This window comes from Pseudomonas sp. UME65, assembly GCF_014170225.1.
GTDB lineage: Bacteria > Pseudomonadota > Gammaproteobacteria > Pseudomonadales > Pseudomonadaceae > Aquipseudomonas > Aquipseudomonas protegens.
Window position 1 is genome coordinate 541,733 of record NZ_LZZQ01000014.1, and the last position, 16,620, is coordinate 558,352.

At 63.8% G+C, this 16,620-nt stretch carries 15 protein-coding genes; 9 read left to right on the forward strand and 6 right to left on the reverse strand.

From position 1 onward, the window contains the following. The first annotated feature begins 287 nt into the window (after positions 1-287). Positions 288-662, forward strand: coding sequence for a histone-like nucleoid-structuring protein MvaT (mvaT, locus tag A9971_RS22615; protein ID WP_011063041.1), 375 nt, complete (start codon positions 288-290; stop codon positions 660-662). A 104-nt stretch (positions 663-766) separates the two neighbouring features. Here the strand turns inward: mvaT and sbcB are convergent, their stop codons facing one another. Continuing rightward, a complete protein-coding gene (sbcB, locus tag A9971_RS22620; protein ID WP_011063042.1) occupies positions 767-2,194 on the reverse strand; it encodes an exodeoxyribonuclease I in 1,428 nt (475 codons plus the stop codon). A 182-nt stretch (positions 2,195-2,376) separates the two neighbouring features. Between sbcB and A9971_RS22625 the strand changes: the two genes are divergently transcribed. The 6 genes from A9971_RS22625 to A9971_RS22650 are packed head-to-tail and all read left to right on the forward strand — an operon-like array spanning position 2,377 to position 9,143. Then, on the forward strand, positions 2,377-3,102 hold the full coding sequence (locus A9971_RS22625) for an RDD family protein (RefSeq protein ID WP_011063043.1): 726 nt from the start codon (positions 2,377-2,379) through the stop codon (positions 3,100-3,102). Then, a complete protein-coding gene (locus A9971_RS22630) occupies positions 3,099-4,079 on the forward strand; it encodes a stage II sporulation protein M (RefSeq protein WP_011063044.1) in 981 nt (326 codons plus the stop codon). The genes A9971_RS22625 and A9971_RS22630 overlap by 4 nt, the downstream gene beginning before the upstream one ends. Next, the gene (locus tag A9971_RS22635; RefSeq protein WP_183000019.1) at positions 4,066-5,616 is read left to right on the forward strand and encodes a DUF4129 domain-containing protein; all 1,551 of its coding nucleotides are present in this window, start codon (positions 4,066-4,068) and stop codon (positions 5,614-5,616) included. The genes A9971_RS22630 and A9971_RS22635 overlap by 14 nt, the downstream gene beginning before the upstream one ends. Then, positions 5,613-6,776, forward strand: coding sequence for a DUF4350 domain-containing protein (locus A9971_RS22640; RefSeq protein WP_183000020.1), 1,164 nt, complete (start codon positions 5,613-5,615; stop codon positions 6,774-6,776). Before A9971_RS22635 ends, A9971_RS22640 begins: the two co-directional genes overlap by 4 nt. Continuing rightward, positions 6,773-7,798, forward strand: coding sequence for a MoxR family ATPase (locus A9971_RS22645; RefSeq protein ID WP_011063047.1), 1,026 nt, complete (start codon positions 6,773-6,775; stop codon positions 7,796-7,798). Before A9971_RS22640 ends, A9971_RS22645 begins: the two co-directional genes overlap by 4 nt. Before the next feature lie 13 nt (positions 7,799-7,811). After that, positions 7,812-9,143, forward strand: coding sequence for a DUF58 domain-containing protein (locus A9971_RS22650; protein ID WP_011063048.1), 1,332 nt, complete (start codon positions 7,812-7,814; stop codon positions 9,141-9,143). 15 nt (positions 9,144-9,158) lie between these two features. Here A9971_RS22650 and A9971_RS22655 read toward each other — a convergent pair whose 3' ends face one another. Together A9971_RS22655 and A9971_RS22660 are read right to left on the reverse strand one after the other, a co-directional pair. Then, positions 9,159-9,518, reverse strand: coding sequence for a PilZ domain-containing protein (locus A9971_RS22655; RefSeq protein ID WP_011063049.1), 360 nt, complete (start codon positions 9,516-9,518; stop codon positions 9,159-9,161). 219 nt (positions 9,519-9,737) lie between these two features. After that, the gene (locus A9971_RS22660; protein WP_011063050.1) at positions 9,738-10,112 is read right to left on the reverse strand and encodes a hypothetical protein; all 375 of its coding nucleotides are present in this window, start codon (positions 10,110-10,112) and stop codon (positions 9,738-9,740) included. Positions 10,113-10,269: 157 nt separating this feature from the next. Between A9971_RS22660 and pyk the strand changes: the two genes are divergently transcribed. Further along, positions 10,270-11,721: a pyruvate kinase gene (gene pyk, locus A9971_RS22665; protein WP_011063051.1), complete on the forward strand. Its 1,452-nt coding sequence runs from the start codon at positions 10,270-10,272 to the stop codon at positions 11,719-11,721. An 83-nt stretch (positions 11,722-11,804) separates the two neighbouring features. On the opposite strand, the gene A9971_RS22670 is transcribed toward pyk, so the two are convergent. The 3 genes from A9971_RS22670 to A9971_RS22680 are packed head-to-tail and all read right to left on the reverse strand — an operon-like array spanning position 11,805 to position 14,620. Next, the gene (locus A9971_RS22670; protein WP_015636786.1) at positions 11,805-12,554 is read right to left on the reverse strand and encodes an enoyl-CoA hydratase-related protein; all 750 of its coding nucleotides are present in this window, start codon (positions 12,552-12,554) and stop codon (positions 11,805-11,807) included. A 28-nt stretch (positions 12,555-12,582) separates the two neighbouring features. Then, the gene (locus tag A9971_RS22675) at positions 12,583-13,521 is read right to left on the reverse strand and encodes an iron-sulfur-binding ferredoxin reductase (RefSeq protein WP_065365295.1); all 939 of its coding nucleotides are present in this window, start codon (positions 13,519-13,521) and stop codon (positions 12,583-12,585) included. Further along, positions 13,514-14,620 carry a diguanylate cyclase gene (locus A9971_RS22680; RefSeq protein ID WP_019094622.1) on the reverse strand — a complete coding sequence of 369 codons (1,107 nt, stop codon included), beginning with the start codon at positions 14,618-14,620 and terminating at the stop codon, positions 13,514-13,516. The genes A9971_RS22675 and A9971_RS22680 overlap by 8 nt, the downstream gene beginning before the upstream one ends. 337 nt (positions 14,621-14,957) lie before the next feature. Here A9971_RS22680 and A9971_RS22685 point away from each other — a divergent pair, with 337 nt between their 5' ends. After that, complete coding sequence (locus A9971_RS22685) at positions 14,958-16,481, forward strand: fumarate hydratase (protein ID WP_011063055.1); 1,524 nt, start codon at positions 14,958-14,960, stop codon at positions 16,479-16,481. Positions 16,482-16,620 lie beyond the last annotated feature (139 nt).

The window sequence follows — 16,620 nt, forward strand, 5'->3', positions numbered from 1 at the left end:
GCAGTATTCATTGCATCCAGCTCCCTGGGTAGATCACCAAGGGCCGCCCCGGCCCGGCTTAGCGGCCGCTACTCCAGGTGCCGTAATGGCACTTGTAAATAGTGCTTAACTAGTTTGTGAATAACCGGCCCGAATGCATCAACCTATTAAATAGCGAAATGTCTTTTACGCCTAAACACACTAAGAGAGACGAATAAAACAGCGGTATTATGTTTACTTGCTCAAACTCCCTGACTATTATTGCGACACTGTCACCCAGCCACTCAGCGCTCAATAAGGTAGTCCTCATGTCCCTGATCAACGAATACCGTGCCACTGAAGAAGCCATCAAAGAACTGCAAGCGCGTTTGAAGAACCTGTCCCAAGACGACAAACTGAAAGCCGAACTGGAGTTCGAAGGCAAACTGCGCAGCCTGATGGGCGAGTACTCCAAATCCCTGCGCGACATCATCGCCCTGCTGGATCCGGACTCGAAAGTTAAAGCACCTCGCGCCGCGGTTAAAACCACCGGCACCAAGCGCGCCCGTAAAGTTAAACAGTACAAGAACCCGCACAACGGCGAAGTCATCGAAACCAAAGGTGGCAACCACAAGACTCTGAAAGAGTGGAAAGCCAAGTGGGGCGGCGACGTGGTAGAAGGCTGGGCCACCCTGCTGGGCTAAGCCTCTCCGTTGAGCGCCCGGGCTTTGCAGCCCTACAGAGAAAACGCCAGCATGCTGGCGTTTTTTTATGCCCTGGCAACCCGCCCAAGGAGCGGGGCCGCTGCTCAAAGAGCCAGGCGCCTCGTCAGGGCCTGCACATAGTCCTGCCATTGATCCAGAACCTGACGCTGCATCGGGTCCGCACTTAACAGCGATTGCTCAAGCCCTTGCCGGAAACTTTCCAGGGTATTGGGAGCACCGAGTTGCGGATCTAGCAAACGCTGCTGACAAAAAACCAGCCAACGTTCTTGCTCGGCTTTGTTCAATGTTTCTGGAAAGTTGCGGGCACGGTAGCGAAAGAGTAATTCCGGCAAGCGCTCATCATCGAATGGCCATTGTTGCTGGGCCAAGTGCAACGGGTCAGCCTCACGTACTTGCTCACACAAACGCCGGTCACGGTCACCAATAAAACCGTCGTACAACTGTTGCTCCGGGTCATCGCTTGCGGCAAATTCATCCGGCCCATAAATCACCGAAAGTTTATCCCGCCAAACTTCTTGAGCTTCGCTCAAGGCCACAGCCCGACGCTGATATAGCTCCATGTCCAAGTGCAGCCGCTGTTGATCTTCACTGCGCAGAACACTCAATGGCGCCACGACCGGGCAGCGATTGATATGGATGAGTTTCAACGGCACCGGCAACTCGCCTTCGAGCAGATCTTCCCGGCGCGTGTACAAACGCTGGCGCAGGGTTTCGGCGTCCAACTCCAACAGCCCCTGAGGGTCCAGGTGCAGGTCGCAGACAATCAAGGCATTGCGATTGCGTGGATGCCAGGCCAGGGGCAGGACCACGCCGATGTAGTGGCGCGCCGCAGAAAAGCGCCCGGAGATGTGCACCATGGGTTGCAACAGGCGGACCTGATCCATCACCCGCTGCTTGCTGCGCAACTGGAACAGCCAGTCATAGAGTCTGGGCTGTTTGTCGCGAACCAATCGCGCCAGAGCGATGGTCGCCCGGACATCGGACAGCGCGTCATGGGCCTGGCCGTGATCGATGCCGTTGGCTGCGGTCAGGCGCTCCAGCTTGAGGCTTACCTGCCCCTGCTCCTCGGGCCAGACGATCCCCTGGGGGCGCAACGCATAAGCCGTGCGCACCACGTCGATCAGGTCCCAACGGCTGTTGCCGCCCTGCCACTCCCGGGCGTAGGGGTCGAAGAAATTGCGATACAGGCTGTAGCGGGTCATCTCATCGTCGAAACGCAGGGTGTTGTAGCCCACGCCGCAGGTCCCGGGGCGCGCCAGTTGCTCGTGCACCCGGGTCATGAAATCCGCCTCCCCCAGGCCTTGTTCGGCCAGACGGCCAGGGGTGATGCCAGTGATCATGCAAGCCATCGGATGGGGCAGGATATCGTCGCTGGGCTGGCAGTAGAGGTTGACCGGCTCGTCGATCTCGTTGAGTGCCAGGTCGGTGCGGATACCGGCCACTTGCAACGGGCGATCACAACGCGGATTGATGCCGGTGGTTTCGTAGTCGTACCAAAAGAGGGAAGTCACGGCCTGTTCCTGAACTGAAAGACCGCCGCAGTCTAGGCGCTCAGGCGTCGTCAGGGCCAGCCGCACGAACCGGGGCGAAGGCATTGGACTTGGCGAATTCGTAGTTAATGATGTCGTTTGCCCCTCAGACACTGCTAGCATCGGCGCTGGATTTTTTACCAGACCAAGCCGATAAGTTACCCATGCTTGAGACGACAGCAACGCCAAGGAACGCATCGCTGCACCCGCCACTGGATACGCGCTACCAGGTCGAAACCCCCGAGGGCATCGACCTGCCGCTGCGGCCTGCGGGGTTGCTGGTGCGCACCCTGGCCTTCAGTCTCGACCTGGGCATCCGCGGGCTGGTGCTGGGCCTGCTGTTCATCATCCTGGGCTTTTTCGACGAAGTCGGCGTCGGCCTCGGCTCCATCCTGCTGTTCCTCATCAGTTGGTGGTACATGGTGCTGTTCGAGGTGCTGAACCAGGGTCGCTCCCCCGGCAAGCAACTGATGGGGCTGCGAGTGGTGCAGGACGACGGCACCCCGATTGGCTGGAGTGCCTCCCTGACCCGCAACCTGCTGCGCTTTGCCGACATGCTGCCTTTCGGCTATTTCCTCGGCGCCATCAGTTGCCTGCAGCACCCGACCTTCAAACGCCTCGGCGATCTGGCCGCCGGCACCCTGGTGATCTACCGCGAGCAGCCGGTCAAACGCCCCGAACTGCCGCCAGCCGTCCCCCGCACCGCGCCCTTCGCCCTGAGCCTGAATGAGCAACGGGCGATCCTCGGCTTTGCCGAGCGCCAGGGCCAGCTGTCGGCCGAACGTACCCGGGAACTGGCCGGCATCCTCGCGCAACCGCTGCATGTACCCAGCGCCCAGGCCACGGCCGAACTCAATGGCATTGCCCGCGGCTTCCTGGGAACCCCATGAAACAAAGCCTTTTCGAACACCGCCACCAGGCGCAATGGCAACAGTTCGAGCAATTGCTCGAGCGTCTGGAACATGGCCGGGCCAAAGCCGAGGAATGCCAGAGCTTCGTCCAGGACTACCGGCGCCTGTGCCAGCACCTGGCCCTGGCCGAAGAACGCGGCTACAGCAGCTACCTGATCGATCCGCTGCAACAACTGGCCCTGCGCGGCCACCAGCAGCTGTACCGACAGCGCAGCGCCTTCGGGGCCAATCTGTTGAGTTTCGTGCTGGCCGGTTTCCCCCGCCTGGTGCGTCAGGAGTGGCGCCTGGTGCTGCTGGCCAGCCTGCTGTTCTTCGGCAGCCTGCTGGCCATCGGGGTGCTGGTGTACCTGTTTCCCGATCTGATCTACAGCCTGGTGAGCCCGCAGCAAGTCAGCGAGATGCAGGGCATGTACGACCCTACAGCCGGGCGCCTGGGGCGGGCCGCCGAACGGGCCTCGAGCGAAGACTGGGTGATGTTCGGCTACTACATCATGCACAACATCGGGATCGCCTTTCAGACCTTTGCCAGCGGCCTGCTGTTCGGCGTGGGCAGTGTGTTCTTCCTGTTTTTCAACGGCCTGATGATCGGCGCCATTGCCGGCCACCTGACCCAGATCGGCTTCGGCCAGACCTTCTGGCCGTTCGTGATCGGCCACGGCGCCTTTGAACTCAGCGCCATTGCCCTGTCTGGCGCCGCCGGGCTGAAGCTTGGCTGGGCCTTGATCGCGCCGGGCCGCCTGACCCGCGGCGAAGCCCTGCTGCAAGCCGCGCGCGTCAGCGTGCAACTGATCTACGGCGTCATCGGCTTCTTGCTGATCGCCGCCTTTGTCGAAGCCTACTGGTCCTCCATGACCTGGCCGGCCGCCTGGGTCAAATACAGCGTCGGCAGTGCCCTTTGGGGCCTGGTGGCGGCCTACCTGACCCTGGCCGGACGTGAATCCCATGCGCCTGAGTGATGCCAGCGTGGTGATCCGCCCCCGCAGCGCCTGGGAGGCCATGGACCTGGGCGTGCTACTGAGCCAGCGTCATCGGCGCTTGCTGATGAGCAGTTGGGCCATCGTCAGCCTGCCAGTGTTCGCCCTGCTGAGCCTGCTGCTCTGGGAATCGCCGTCGCTGGCGATCCTGCTGTTCTGGTGGCTGAAGCCGGCCTTCGAACGCCTGCCGCTGTTTATTCTGTCTAAAGCCCTGTTCGGCGAAACACCCAGCCTGGGGCAAGCGCTGAAACAATGGCCTCGCCTGCTCAAGCCGCAACTGCTGGCCAGCCTGACCTGGCGCCGCTTCAGCATGAGCCGCAGCTTCACCCTGCCGGTGGTACAACTTGAAGGCCTGAGCGCCGACGCCCGGCAACAACGCCTGGCGGTGCTGCTACAGAAAAATGCCGGGGCCGCGCGCTGGCTGACCCTGATTGGCATGCACCTGGAAGGCGCCCTGTGGATTGGCCTGATGGTGCTGTTCTACCTGCTGCTGCCACAACAGGTCGAAGTGGACTGGAGCTGGCAGAGCCTGATGATCGCCGCCCAACAGGACTGGCTATGGCTGGAACACCTGACCAACGTCTTCTACGCCCTGGTCCTGGTGATCTGGGAGCCGATCTACGTGGCCTGCGGTTTCAGCCTGTACCTGAACCGACGCACCGAGCTGGAGGCCTGGGACATCGAGCTGGTATTCCGTCGCCTGCGCCAGCGCCTGACCGGTGCCAGCACGCTGCTCTTGCTCGCCGGCCTGCTGTTCCTGGCACCGACCCAAGCGCTCTGGGCCGCCGCCCCCAGCAGTTCCGCGGCCGGCCCCGAGACCCCGCGGCTGCTGCAGCAACCGCTGACCAGCAAGGCCTCCAGGGACAGCATCCAGGCCATCCTGGACAAGCCCCCCTTCAAGAACCAGGAGTCGGTCACTCGCTACCGTTTCGATGACGAGCAAGCCCAGAAGAAGGACGCCAAGGGCAATCCTCCAGGCTGGCTCAAGAACCTGCTGGAAAGCCTGGGCAAGGACAGTTTCGGCGGGGTCGCCAAGGGCCTGGAGATTCTGCTCTGGGGGTTGCTGCTGGCGGCTCTAGGCTGGCTGATCTGGCGCTACCGCGATTGGCTGCAGGCCTTCGTCAGCCGTCGTCCGCTGCCGCGCAAGAAACGCCCCGCGGCCATGCCCCAGCAGTTGTTCGGGCTGGAAGTCAGCAGCGAAACCCTGCCCGCCGATGTCGCCGCCCGCGCCGCTGAACTCTGGGCCAGCCAGCCCCGGGAAGCCCTGGGCCTGCTGTACCGGGCGCTGCTCAGTCGCTTGCTGGAAGACTTCCACCTGCCCCTCAGCGTGGCCGATACCGAAGGCCAGGTGCTGGAGCGCATCAAGGCGCTGCAGCAGCCACAATTGGAGGCCTTCAGCATCAGCCTGACCCGCCACTGGCAGAACATGGCGTACGGTCATCAGGTACCCGGCGCCGACCTGCAACCACAACTGTGCGGCGCCTGGCGCAGCCTGTTCGGCCCCGGAGCACAGCCATGAAGCGCTACCTGTGGGGCGGCCTGGTCCTGCTCCTGGCTCTGGTCCTCGGGGCCGGCGGCTATTACCTGTATCGCCATGCCACTCCCTATCAGGAATTGGTCGATCACGGCCCCTCCCCCGAGGCCCGGGCCAACCCCTACCTGGCGGCCGAGATGTTCCTGCGTGAACGTGGCCTCAAGGTACAACACGCCAATAGCCTGGATGTCCTGGCCAGCTTGCCCCCGGCCGGCAACAGCCTGTTGCTGCTGGGGGAGCGCTCGAACATGAGCCCGCCCCAGGTCGACCAGCTCCTGGAGTGGGCCCGCGCCGGCGGCCGCCTGCTCTTCGTCGCCGAGGCCCTGTGGGACGAGGACAGCCAGAAGAGCGGCGACCTGCTGCTGGACCAGGTGCAGATCCACCAGCAGCTCAGCCAGGACCTTGACGAGCCACCGGAGCCGGAAGCCGACGATGCCTATCCGAAGCTGACCAAGGTCTACTTGGAAGACGAACAGGCTCCGGCCTACATCAGTTTCGACACCGACTTCCACCTGGACGACCCGCAAAGCCTGGCGCAATCCTGGGCCAACAGCGGCGTGGCGACCCACATGATCCAGCTTGAATACGGCAAGGGCGCGGTCATCGTGCTCACCGATGCCGATATCTGGAAAGCCCCGGCCATCGGCCTGTACGACAACGCCTGGCTGCTGTGGTACCTCAATACCGATAGCGCCGTGACGCTGCTGTTCAATACCGATCACCCGGACCTCTGGCAGTTGCTCTGGCGCTATTTCCCCCAGGCGCTGGTAGCCCTGGCCCTGCTGCTCGGCCTGTGGCTCTGGCAGGCCGGCGTGCGCCACGGGCCGTTGCTGGCTCCGGCCCCCAAGGCGCGGCGTCAACTGCGTGAACACCTGCGGGCCAGTGCCGACTTCCTGCTGCGCCATGCTGGCCAGGGTGCGTTGCTGCAGGCCCTGCAACTGGATATCCGGCGCCGTGCACGGCGCCGCCACCCGGGCTTCGAGCAATTGCCGGCCGAGGCCCAGTGGGACGTACTGGCCCTGCTCAGCCAACAACCTGTCGAGGCCATTCGACAGGCCCTGCAACCCTTGTCCGGACAGCGCCTTTCCAGCGTTGATTTCAGCCACCAGGTCGCCCGCCTGCAAACTCTCAGGAATGCCCTATGAGCGAACAACCGATCGAATTCCCCGAGCCTTCCGAGGCTCCACAGCCTCAGGTCCATGCTGCCCAGCAGCGCCAGCGGGCCAGCCAGCTGGCTCAGGCGGTGCGCCAGGAACTGCAGAAGGCGGTGATCGGCCAGGAAGCGGTCATCGATGATGTGCTGACCGCCCTGATCGCTGGCGGCCATGTGCTGCTTGAAGGCGTCCCCGGGCTCGGCAAGACCCTGCTGGTACGAGCCCTGGCCCGCTGCTTTGGCGGCGAGTTCGCGCGCATCCAGTTCACCCCCGACCTGATGCCCAGCGACGTCACCGGGCATGCGGTATACGACCTGCAGACCGAGCAGTTCAAGCTGCGCAAGGGCCCGCTGTTCACCAACCTGCTGCTGGCGGACGAGATCAACCGCGCGCCGGCCAAGACCCAGGCCGCCCTGCTGGAAGCCATGCAGGAACGTCAGGTCACCCTCGAAGGCCGAGCGCTGCCCATCGCCCAGCCGTTCATGGTCCTGGCTACCCAGAACCCCATCGAACAGGAAGGCACCTACCCGCTGCCGGAGGCCGAGCTGGATCGCTTCATGCTCAAGCTGCGCATGGACTACCCGGATGCCGAACAAGAACTGACCATGGTCCGCCAGGTGACGCGCTCGACCCGCGCCGACATGCTCGACGTACAGCCTCTGCGCACCGTACTCCAGGCCAAGGACGTACTGGCCCTGCAGCGCATCGCCAGCGAACTGCCCCTGGACGAGCAGGTGCTCGATTATGCCGTGCGCCTGGCCCGGGCCACCCGCAGTTGGCCAGGCCTGACCCTGGGCGCCGGCCCCCGCGCCTCCATTGCCCTGGTGCGCGGCGCTCGTGCCCGAGCCCTGCTGCGTGGCGGCGAATTCGTGATTCCCGATGACATCAAGGGCTGCGCCATGGCCGTGCTGCGGCATCGAGTGCGGGTCGCCCCGGAGCTGGACATCGAAGGCCTGTCGGTGGAACAGGTGCTCAAGCAGATGCTCGAACAGATTCCGGCACCGCGCCTGTGAGCCGCCCACGCCAATGAAGCCGACCCGTCTGCTGTTGATCTGGCTGGGTACTTTGACCGGCCTGTACACCCTGCTCGGCGCCGCCCGCGCCCTGGGCAGCGAGGCCCTGCCGCGCCTGGACTCGATTGCCTGGGGCCTGCTGCTGGCGTTGTTGCTGCTGGCATTGCTGGACGCCCTGCGCCTGCTGCGCGTGGCCTCGCCGCAGATCCAGCGCCAGCTACCCGGCAGCCTGCCCCTGGGCCGCTGGAGCGAAGTGCAACTGGAGATCCTGCACGACTACCGGCAACCACTAGATGTGCAGCTGTTCGACCACCCGCCCCAGGGCCTGGGCTTCGAGCACCTGCCGCAGTCCACGCGCCTGGAGCCGGGGCAGGTCAGCCGGATCGGCTATAACGTGCGCCCACTGCAGCGCGGCCACTTCAATTTCGACCAGTGCGAAGTCAGCCTGCCCAGCCCTCTCGGATTATGGAGCGCCAGGCGCCTGCTCAAGGTGCACGACAGCACCCGGGTCTACCCGGACTTCGCCCGGCTCTACGGCGCACAATTGCTGGCGGTGGACAACTGGCTCAGCCAACTCGGTGTGCGCCAGCGGCAACGCCGCGGCCTGGGCCTGGAGTTCAACCAACTGCGGGAGTTTCGCGAAGGCGACAGCCTGCGGCAGATCGACTGGAAGGCCACGGCCCGCCAACGCGCGCCCATCGTCCGGGAGTACCAGGACGAACGCGACCAGCAGATCATCTTCATGCTCGACTGTGGGCGCCGCATGCGCAGCCAGGATGGCGAGCTGGCGCACTTCGACCACGCCCTCAATGCCTGCCTGCTGCTGAGCTATGTCGCCCTGCGCCAGGGCGATGCGGTGGGTCTGTACAGCTTTGCCGGGGAACGCTCGCGCTACCTTGCACCGGTCAAGGGCTCGGCCCAGTTGAGCGTGCTGCTCAATGGCGTCTACGACCTGGACACCAGCCAGCGCCCCGCCGATTACCAGGCCGCCGCCAGCGAGCTGCTGGCGCGGCAGAAACGCCGGGCACTGGTGGTGCTGATTACCAACCTGCGGGACGAGGATGACCAGGAACTGCTGACTGCGGTCAAGCGCATCGGCCGCCAGCATCGGGTGCTGGTGGCCAGCCTGCGCGAAGAGGTGCTCGACCAGTTGCGCCAGAGCCCGGTGCAAACCCTGCCCGAAGCCCTGGCCTACAGCGCGACGGTGAACTACCTGAACAGCCGCGCCGAGCTGCACGAACGCCTGAGCGCCCACGGCGTCGCCCTGCTCGACGCCCGCCCGGGAGAACTGGGGGCCGAACTGGTCAGCCGCTATCTGAGCTGGAAGAAAGCCGGCAGCCTGTAGTTGCTGCCGAGCGCCTCAGGCCGAGGTCTGCAACGGATGAAAGCTGAAGTAATGACGCAACGCCTGCTCCAGCTCGACAAACTCCGCACCGGCCCGCAACAGGCTGAAACCGCTGTCGTAGTGGTGCGGCGTCAGGTCCTCATGGCACCAGAGGCAGCAGGCGCTGAAGTCGATGAACTGCACCTGGCCGTCACCGCCGGGGACTTTCACCCGCAAGTCGAATTCGGCACCGATCAGCATCGGCAACTGGCTGATCAGCATCAGCCCGTCGGCCGACAGGTTGCCAAGGAAACCCACCGGCTTGTCGGTGAAACGATTGAATACTTTTAAAAAGGACGGCAGTTGGTGCCGCTCGATCCGAGGTTCCATGAACATGCTGGGTATCGCTATGAAAGGTCATTAAGCATGACCGCACTAGTGCTTCGGAACAGGCCCTGATATCGGCCCGCCCTCCCGGATTCGATGCGCGAGGAAGACTGCCAGAAGGATTCCAACGCCACTGCCACCAGCCGGGCCGGGGCAGTTTTCGAACAGCCTGTGCAGATGTTAGCTCAAGCACGAGGGGCAATTACACCGCCCCCTAGTGAATCTCTTTTACAACGCCGTGCGACGAACTTGAGCGGCGCCATTTGCCGGGTAGTGCCCCAACTGTTGCAGGGTATCCAGGCGAGCCCGGGCGCGAAACGCGTACTCGCTGGTGGGGTACTGGGTAATGATGAACTGGTAGGTCTGCGCGGCATCGACGAACAACTTCTGGCGCTCCAGGCATTGCCCGCGCAGCATCGACACTTCCGGCTGGATGTAGCGACGGGCACGGCTGTCACGGTCGACCTGGCTCAACTCGAGCATCACGCTCTCGCAGTTGCCGCGGTCATAAGCGCGGTAGGCGTTATTCAAATGATGGTCCATGGACCAGCGGGTACAGCCGACAACACTGACGGCCAGGGCAGCAATGAGTACGAATCGCATGGGGTATCTCCTGTCTTGTGCAGTGTATCGACTCATCGGCAAAAATCTTCAAGGTTGTTGCGGTAAACAAACAAAGCAATAAGTAGTGCAAACGAACAATGACTACAACTTCGGAGCATAGTAGCCTCTCGTTGCGCTTGAACTCAGGAGTCCGTGCATGTCCGTTCGTCGTACCAAAATCGTTGCCACCCTTGGCCCGGCCAGTAACTCGCCGGAAGTTCTCGAACAGCTGATTCTCGCGGGCCTGGATGTTGCCCGTCTGAACTTCTCCCACGGCACTCCGGACGAGCACAAGGCTCGCGCCAAACTGGTCCGCGACCTGGCAGCCAAGCACGGCCGCTTCGTGGCCATCCTCGGCGACCTGCAGGGCCCGAAGATCCGCATCGCCAAATTCGCCAACAAGCGCATCGAGCTGAAGATCGGTGACAAGTTCACCTTCTCCACCAGCCATCCGCTGACCGAAGGCACCCAGGATATCGTCGGCATCGACTACCCGGATCTGGTCAAGGACTGCGGCGTGGGCGACGAGCTGCTGCTGGACGACGGCCGCGTGGTGATGCGTGTGGAAACCGCCACTGCCACCGAATTGCATTGCGTGGTGACCATCGGCGGCCCGCTGTCCGACCACAAGGGCATCAACCGTCGTGGTGGTGGCCTGACCGCCCCGGCCCTGACCGAGAAAGACAAGGCCGATATCAAGCTCGCGGCCGAGATGGAAGTCGATTACCTGGCCGTGTCCTTCCCACGGGACGCCGCCGACATGGAATACGCACGCAAGCTGCGTGACGAAGCCGGTGGTACTGCCTGGCTGGTAGCGAAGATCGAACGCGCCGAAGCGGTGGCCGACGACGAAACCCTCGACGGCCTGATCAAGGCCAGCGACGCGGTCATGGTTGCCCGCGGCGACCTGGGCGTGGAAATCGGCGACGCCGAGCTGGTGGGCATCCAGAAGAAAATCATTCTGCACGCCCGTCGCCACAACAAGGCGGTGATCGTTGCGACCCAGATGATGGAGTCGATGATCCAGAACCCGATGCCGACCCGCGCCGAAGTGTCCGACGTGGCCAACGCCGTGCTCGACTACACCGATGCGGTGATGCTCTCGGCGGAAAGCGCCGCCGGTGCCTACCCGCTGGAAGCGGTGCAGGCCATGGCGCGGATCTGCGTCGGTGCGGAAAAGCACCCCACCAGCAAGACCTCCAGCCACCGCATGGGCAAGGTGTTCGAAAGCTGCGACCAGAGCATCGCCCTGGCTGCCATGTACACCGCCAACCACTTCCCGGGCGTGAAGGCGATCATCGCCCTGACCGAAAGTGGCTACACCCCGCTGATCATGTCGCGCATCCGCTCCTCGGTGCCGATCTACGCCTACTCCCCGCACCGCGAAACCCAGGCTCGCGCAGCCATGTTCCGTGGCGTCTACACCATCCCGTTCGACCCGGCTTCCCTGCCGCCCGAGCAGGTCAGCCAGGCAGCGATCGATGAGCTGCTCAAGCGCGGTGTCGTAGAGAAAGGCGACTGGGTGATTCTCACCAAGGGCGACAGCTACCACACCACCGGCGGCACCAACGGCATGAAGATCCTGCACGTGGGCGACCCGATGGTCTGAGTCTTCGCCTTGCTGAACAAAAAGCCCCGGTGCCGAAAACACCGGGGCTTTTTCATGCCCGCGTGAAACCGCTTTCCAGGGTCTCAGCCCTTGCTGAGAAACCCGGACAACGCGGCGATGGCTTCCGGGGACTGCAGGCGCCGGGTGAATTCCACGCCCTCTTGCTCAATGACCTGGCGCAGTTGCTCGCGGCCCGGCGCCTTCATCAGGCGCTTGCTCACCTGCACCGCTTCGGGCGCCAACTGGCTGAAACGCAAGGCCGCCTCCCGGGCCTTGGCCAAGGTGGCCACACCATCCCCCAGGGCGGCGCTGGCAATCCCCCAGGCGGCGGCCTGTTCGCCACTGAAGCCTTCGCCCAGCAACAGCAACTCCGCCGCCTTGGCCTGCCCCAGCAAGCGCGGCAGGATCAGGCTCGAACCAAATTCCGGGCACAGCCCCAGGTTGACGAACGGCATGCGCAGCCGTGCATCGCGACTGACATAGACCAGATCGCAATGCAGCAGCATCGTGGTGCCGATGCCTACTGCCGCGCCGGCCACTGCGGCCACCACCGGCTTGCGACATTGCACAAGGCTGCGCATGAAGCGAAACACCGGGCTGTCGAGGTCCCGGGGCGGTTGCTGGAGGAAGTCGGCGATGTCATTGCCGGCGGTAAAGCATTCGCTGCTGCCGCAGATCATCACGGCGTTGATCTCGGGATCGCCATCGGCCTCGCTCAGGGCGTCGGCCAGGCGAGCGTACATGGCGCGGGTCAAGGCGTTTTTCTTGTCGGGACGGTTCAGGCGCAGGGTCAGCAGCCCGCCCTCACGTTGCAACTCGATGGCATCGGTCATGGGGATCTCGCTCTGGAAGAATCAGCGCTCAACCGCGGGGCAGGAACACATCGGCCAGCAGTTGATTGCGCGGCAGCCCCGCCAGGTACAGGCGCCGGGCGAAGGCTTCGACACTGTCAGGGTGACCGCAGAGTAAGGCCTGGGTTTGCCGGGAAACAAGCCGCAGTTGCGCCAAAGCGGCTGTCAGCTCGGCCCCGGTCCACAGCTCGACGGACAGCTGGGCCCGGTTCGCCGCCAGGGCCGCCAGGGGTTTGGCCAGGTAATGCTCACTGCTGTCATGGGCCAGGTGAATGATACGGATAGGGCCCTGGTGATCCTGGCGCAAGGCCTCGCGCAGTATGCCGAACAGCGGCGCCAGGCCGGTTCCCGCGGCCAGTAGCCAGAGTGGGCGCTGCTGCCAGTCCGGATCGTAGTGCAAGGCGCCGCCCCGCAACTCACCCAGGCGCATCGGGTCGCCCAATTGCAACTGGCGCGCCGCATCGCTGAACTGGCCCGGATGCCGGCAATCCAGGTGGAACTCCAGAAAGCGGTCGTCTTCCGGCAGGCTGGCCAGGGAATAAGGCCGGGCGATCTGGCCGGCGGCCCACAGCACCAGATGCTGGCCGGCGCGGTAACGCAAGGGCCGCTGCGGCTGCAGGCGCAGGCGCAGGACCGAGCTCGACAACCAGTCCAGGCCGCTCACCGTCGCAGGCAGGCCATCACGCACAGGGTCGAAGGTCTCGACGTGCAGGTCCTCCACCACCTGGCACTGGCAAGCCAGGCGCCAGCCGAGCCGGCGCTGTTCGTCGCTCAAGGCATCTGGCCGGCTATCGCTGGGCAAGCCCTGGACACAATGCACCAGGCAGGCATGGCAACTACCGGCGCGGCAACTGTAGGGCACCGTCACGCCAGCCTGATTCAGGGCATCCAGCAGGTTGCTTCCAGGCGCCACCGGCCAGCACCGGTTGCCAACGGTCAATTCAGGCATCGAGGTTTTCCCAGGCCGCAGAGCAACGATTGCGACCGTCGCGCTTGGCCCGATACAGCGCCTGATCGGCGCGTTGCAGGGCATGGTCCAGATCGTCGCCGGCCCGCAGCAGGGTCATCCCCGCCGACAGGCTCAGGTCTCGTACGTTAAGGCCCACCAGTTGCACTTCGGTGAACGCCAGGCGCAAACGCTCGCAGCAGGAGGTCAGGCGCTCGGCGTCACACTCGGGCAGCAGTACCACGAATTCCTCGCCACCGTAACGGGCCAATACGTCGCCATCGCGCAGGCAAGCCGTGGCCACCGCGGCGAAGGCCTGCAGTACCTGGTCGCCGGCAGCATGGCCGTGGAGATCGTTGATGCGCTTGAAATGGTCCAGGTCGATCAGCGCCAGCCCATGCACCTGCTCCTGATCCATGGCTTGCAGCTCGCGGCTGGCAATGCGCAGGAAGTGCCGGCGGTTGAACAGGCCCGTCAGTTCATCGGTGGCTACCAGGTCCTCCAGCTGTCGCATCATGCCTCGCAGCGTGTCCTGATGGGCCTGCAAGGCAAAGCGCCGCTGGCGCATGCGTGAGCGCGAAGCCTGGACATAGGCGGCATACAGGCACATCCACACCAGCATCACCAGCAGCACGCAGACCTGCAGCGCGGCCAGTTGCGGATCACCGAGGAGCAGGCGATAGCCGTCCCACAGGTTGACCCCGGCAAAGCAGAAGAAGATCAGCGCCGCGCTGCGCAGATAGGCCCGGCGGGAGAGGTGAAACAGGCCGAACAGCAACGGCAGCAGGTAGAACACCAGGAACACCCCGCGGGCCTGATCCAGATGGGCCATCAGCCAGGTCTGCCAGGCGATGCCCAGCACCACCTGGACTTCGGTCAGGCTGGGGTCGGCGAACTGCAGGTTGCGTCCGCTGACGAACACCCAGCACAGCAGCGCCTGGCTGGCCAGCACCAGGCCAGTGCCCAGCAGCGCGCTGCCGCTCGAAGCACGGGAATGCCCCGTGACGACGGCCAGCCAGAACAGCAGCAGGATCAGTGCGTAAGTGCCCGCGGCAATGGCGAAGCGCTTGAATAACAGGCTCTGGATGGCTTTATGGGTCAATCGTTGACTCACCGTGAGAAAGGAGGCTTAAAGAGTTTCCTACCCTGCAGGCCACTTGCCACTTTAGTGCTGAGCCCGGCAAATGACTATTCAAATTTAAAACCCCGTCACCAGGTTTCAGCGCCGACTCAGGCAAGAACAGTGCCCATCCGATGGGCGACTTTGGTTGGCCCGGCCGGCGGGTGTACCCAACCCCCAGGCGAGGTATACTGCCGCGCCTTTTTAGCGTCGCGCCAGTTGTCTGTCCGGCGTGCCTTAGAAGGTGCCTGCATCCGACCGATGCACCCAAGTGCAGGCACCTTATTAAATGTTCCCGTCTTTTAGAGGAGCGCGACTCATGACCGTGATCAAGCAAGACGACCTGATTCAGAGCGTTGCCGACGCCCTGCAGTTCATTTCCTACTACCACCCCGTGGACTTCATCCAGGCGATGCACGAGGCCTACCTGCGGGAAGAATCGCCGGCTGCCCGTGATTCCATAGCGCAGATCCTGATCAACTCGCGCATGTGTGCCACCGGCCACCGGCCGATCTGCCAGGACACCGGCATCGTCACGGTATTCGTGCGCGTGGGCATGGACGTGCGCTGGGACGGCGCCACCATGAGCCTGGACGACATGATCAACGAGGGCGTGCGTCGCGCCTACAACCTGCCGGAAAACGTCCTGCGCGCCTCCATCCTGGCCGACCCGGCAGGTAGCAGGAAAAACACCAAGGACAACACCCCCGCGGTGATCCACTACTCCATCGTCCCGGGCAACACCGTGGAAGTGGACGTGGCGGCCAAGGGCGGCGGCTCCGAGAACAAATCGAAGATGGCCATGCTCAACCCGTCCGACTCGATCGTCGACTGGGTACTCAAGACCGTTCCGACCATGGGCGCCGGCTGGTGCCCACCGGGCATGCTAGGCATCGGTATCGGCGGCACCGCCGAGAAAGCGGCAGTGATGGCCAAGGAAGTGTTGATGGAATCCATCGACATCCACGAGCTCAAGGCCCGTGGCCCGCAGAACCGCATCGAAGAGATCCGCCTGGAGCTGTTCGAGAAGGTCAACCAGCTGGGCATCGGCGCCCAGGGCCTCGGTGGCCTGACCACCGTGCTCGACGTGAAGATCATGGACTACCCGACCCACGCCGCTTCCCTGCCGGTGTGCATGATCCCCAACTGCGCCGCCACCCGTCACGCGCACTTCGTACTGGATGGCTCCGGCCCGGCGAGCCTGGAAGCGCCACCGCTGGACGCCTACCCGGAAATCGTCTGGGAAGCCGGCCCGTCGGCCCGTCGGGTCAACCTCGACACCCTGACCCCGGAAGAAGTGCAAAGCTGGAAGCCGGGCGAAACCGTACTGCTCAACGGCAAGATGCTCACCGGCCGCGACGCTGCGCACAAACGCATGGTCGAGATGCTGAACAAAGGCGAAACCCTGCCGGTGGACCTCAAGGGTCGCTTCATCTACTACGTCGGCCCGGTCGATCCGGTCGGTGACGAAGTGGTCGGCCCGGCTGGCCCGACCACCGCCACGCGGATGGACAAGTTCACCCGCCAGATCCTCGAGCAGACCGGCCTGCTGGGCATGATCGGCAAGTCCGAGCGCGGCCCGACCGCGATCGAAGCGATCAAGGACAACAAGGCCGTGTACCTGATGGCCGTCGGCGGTGCTGCCTACCTGGTAGCCCAGGCGATCAAGAAGTCCAAGGTCCTGGCCTTTGCCGAACTGGGCATGGAAGCGATCTACGAATTCGAGGTCAAGGACATGCCGGTGACCGTCGCCGTCGACAGCAAGGGCGAGTCGGTGCACATCACAGGTCCCGCCATCTGGCAGAAGAAGATCAGTGACAGCCTGGCGGTAGAAGTGCAGTAAGCCCTTCCTCCGTTCGGCCCAGGCGGCGGTGCTGTTCATTGAATGGCCCGCCGCTTTTTTTATGCACCGCCCTTTCCCGACACTGTCCGCGATCAACGTTAGCCCCGGCGCTCATGCTATCGTTCCCGCCCCCATTGCA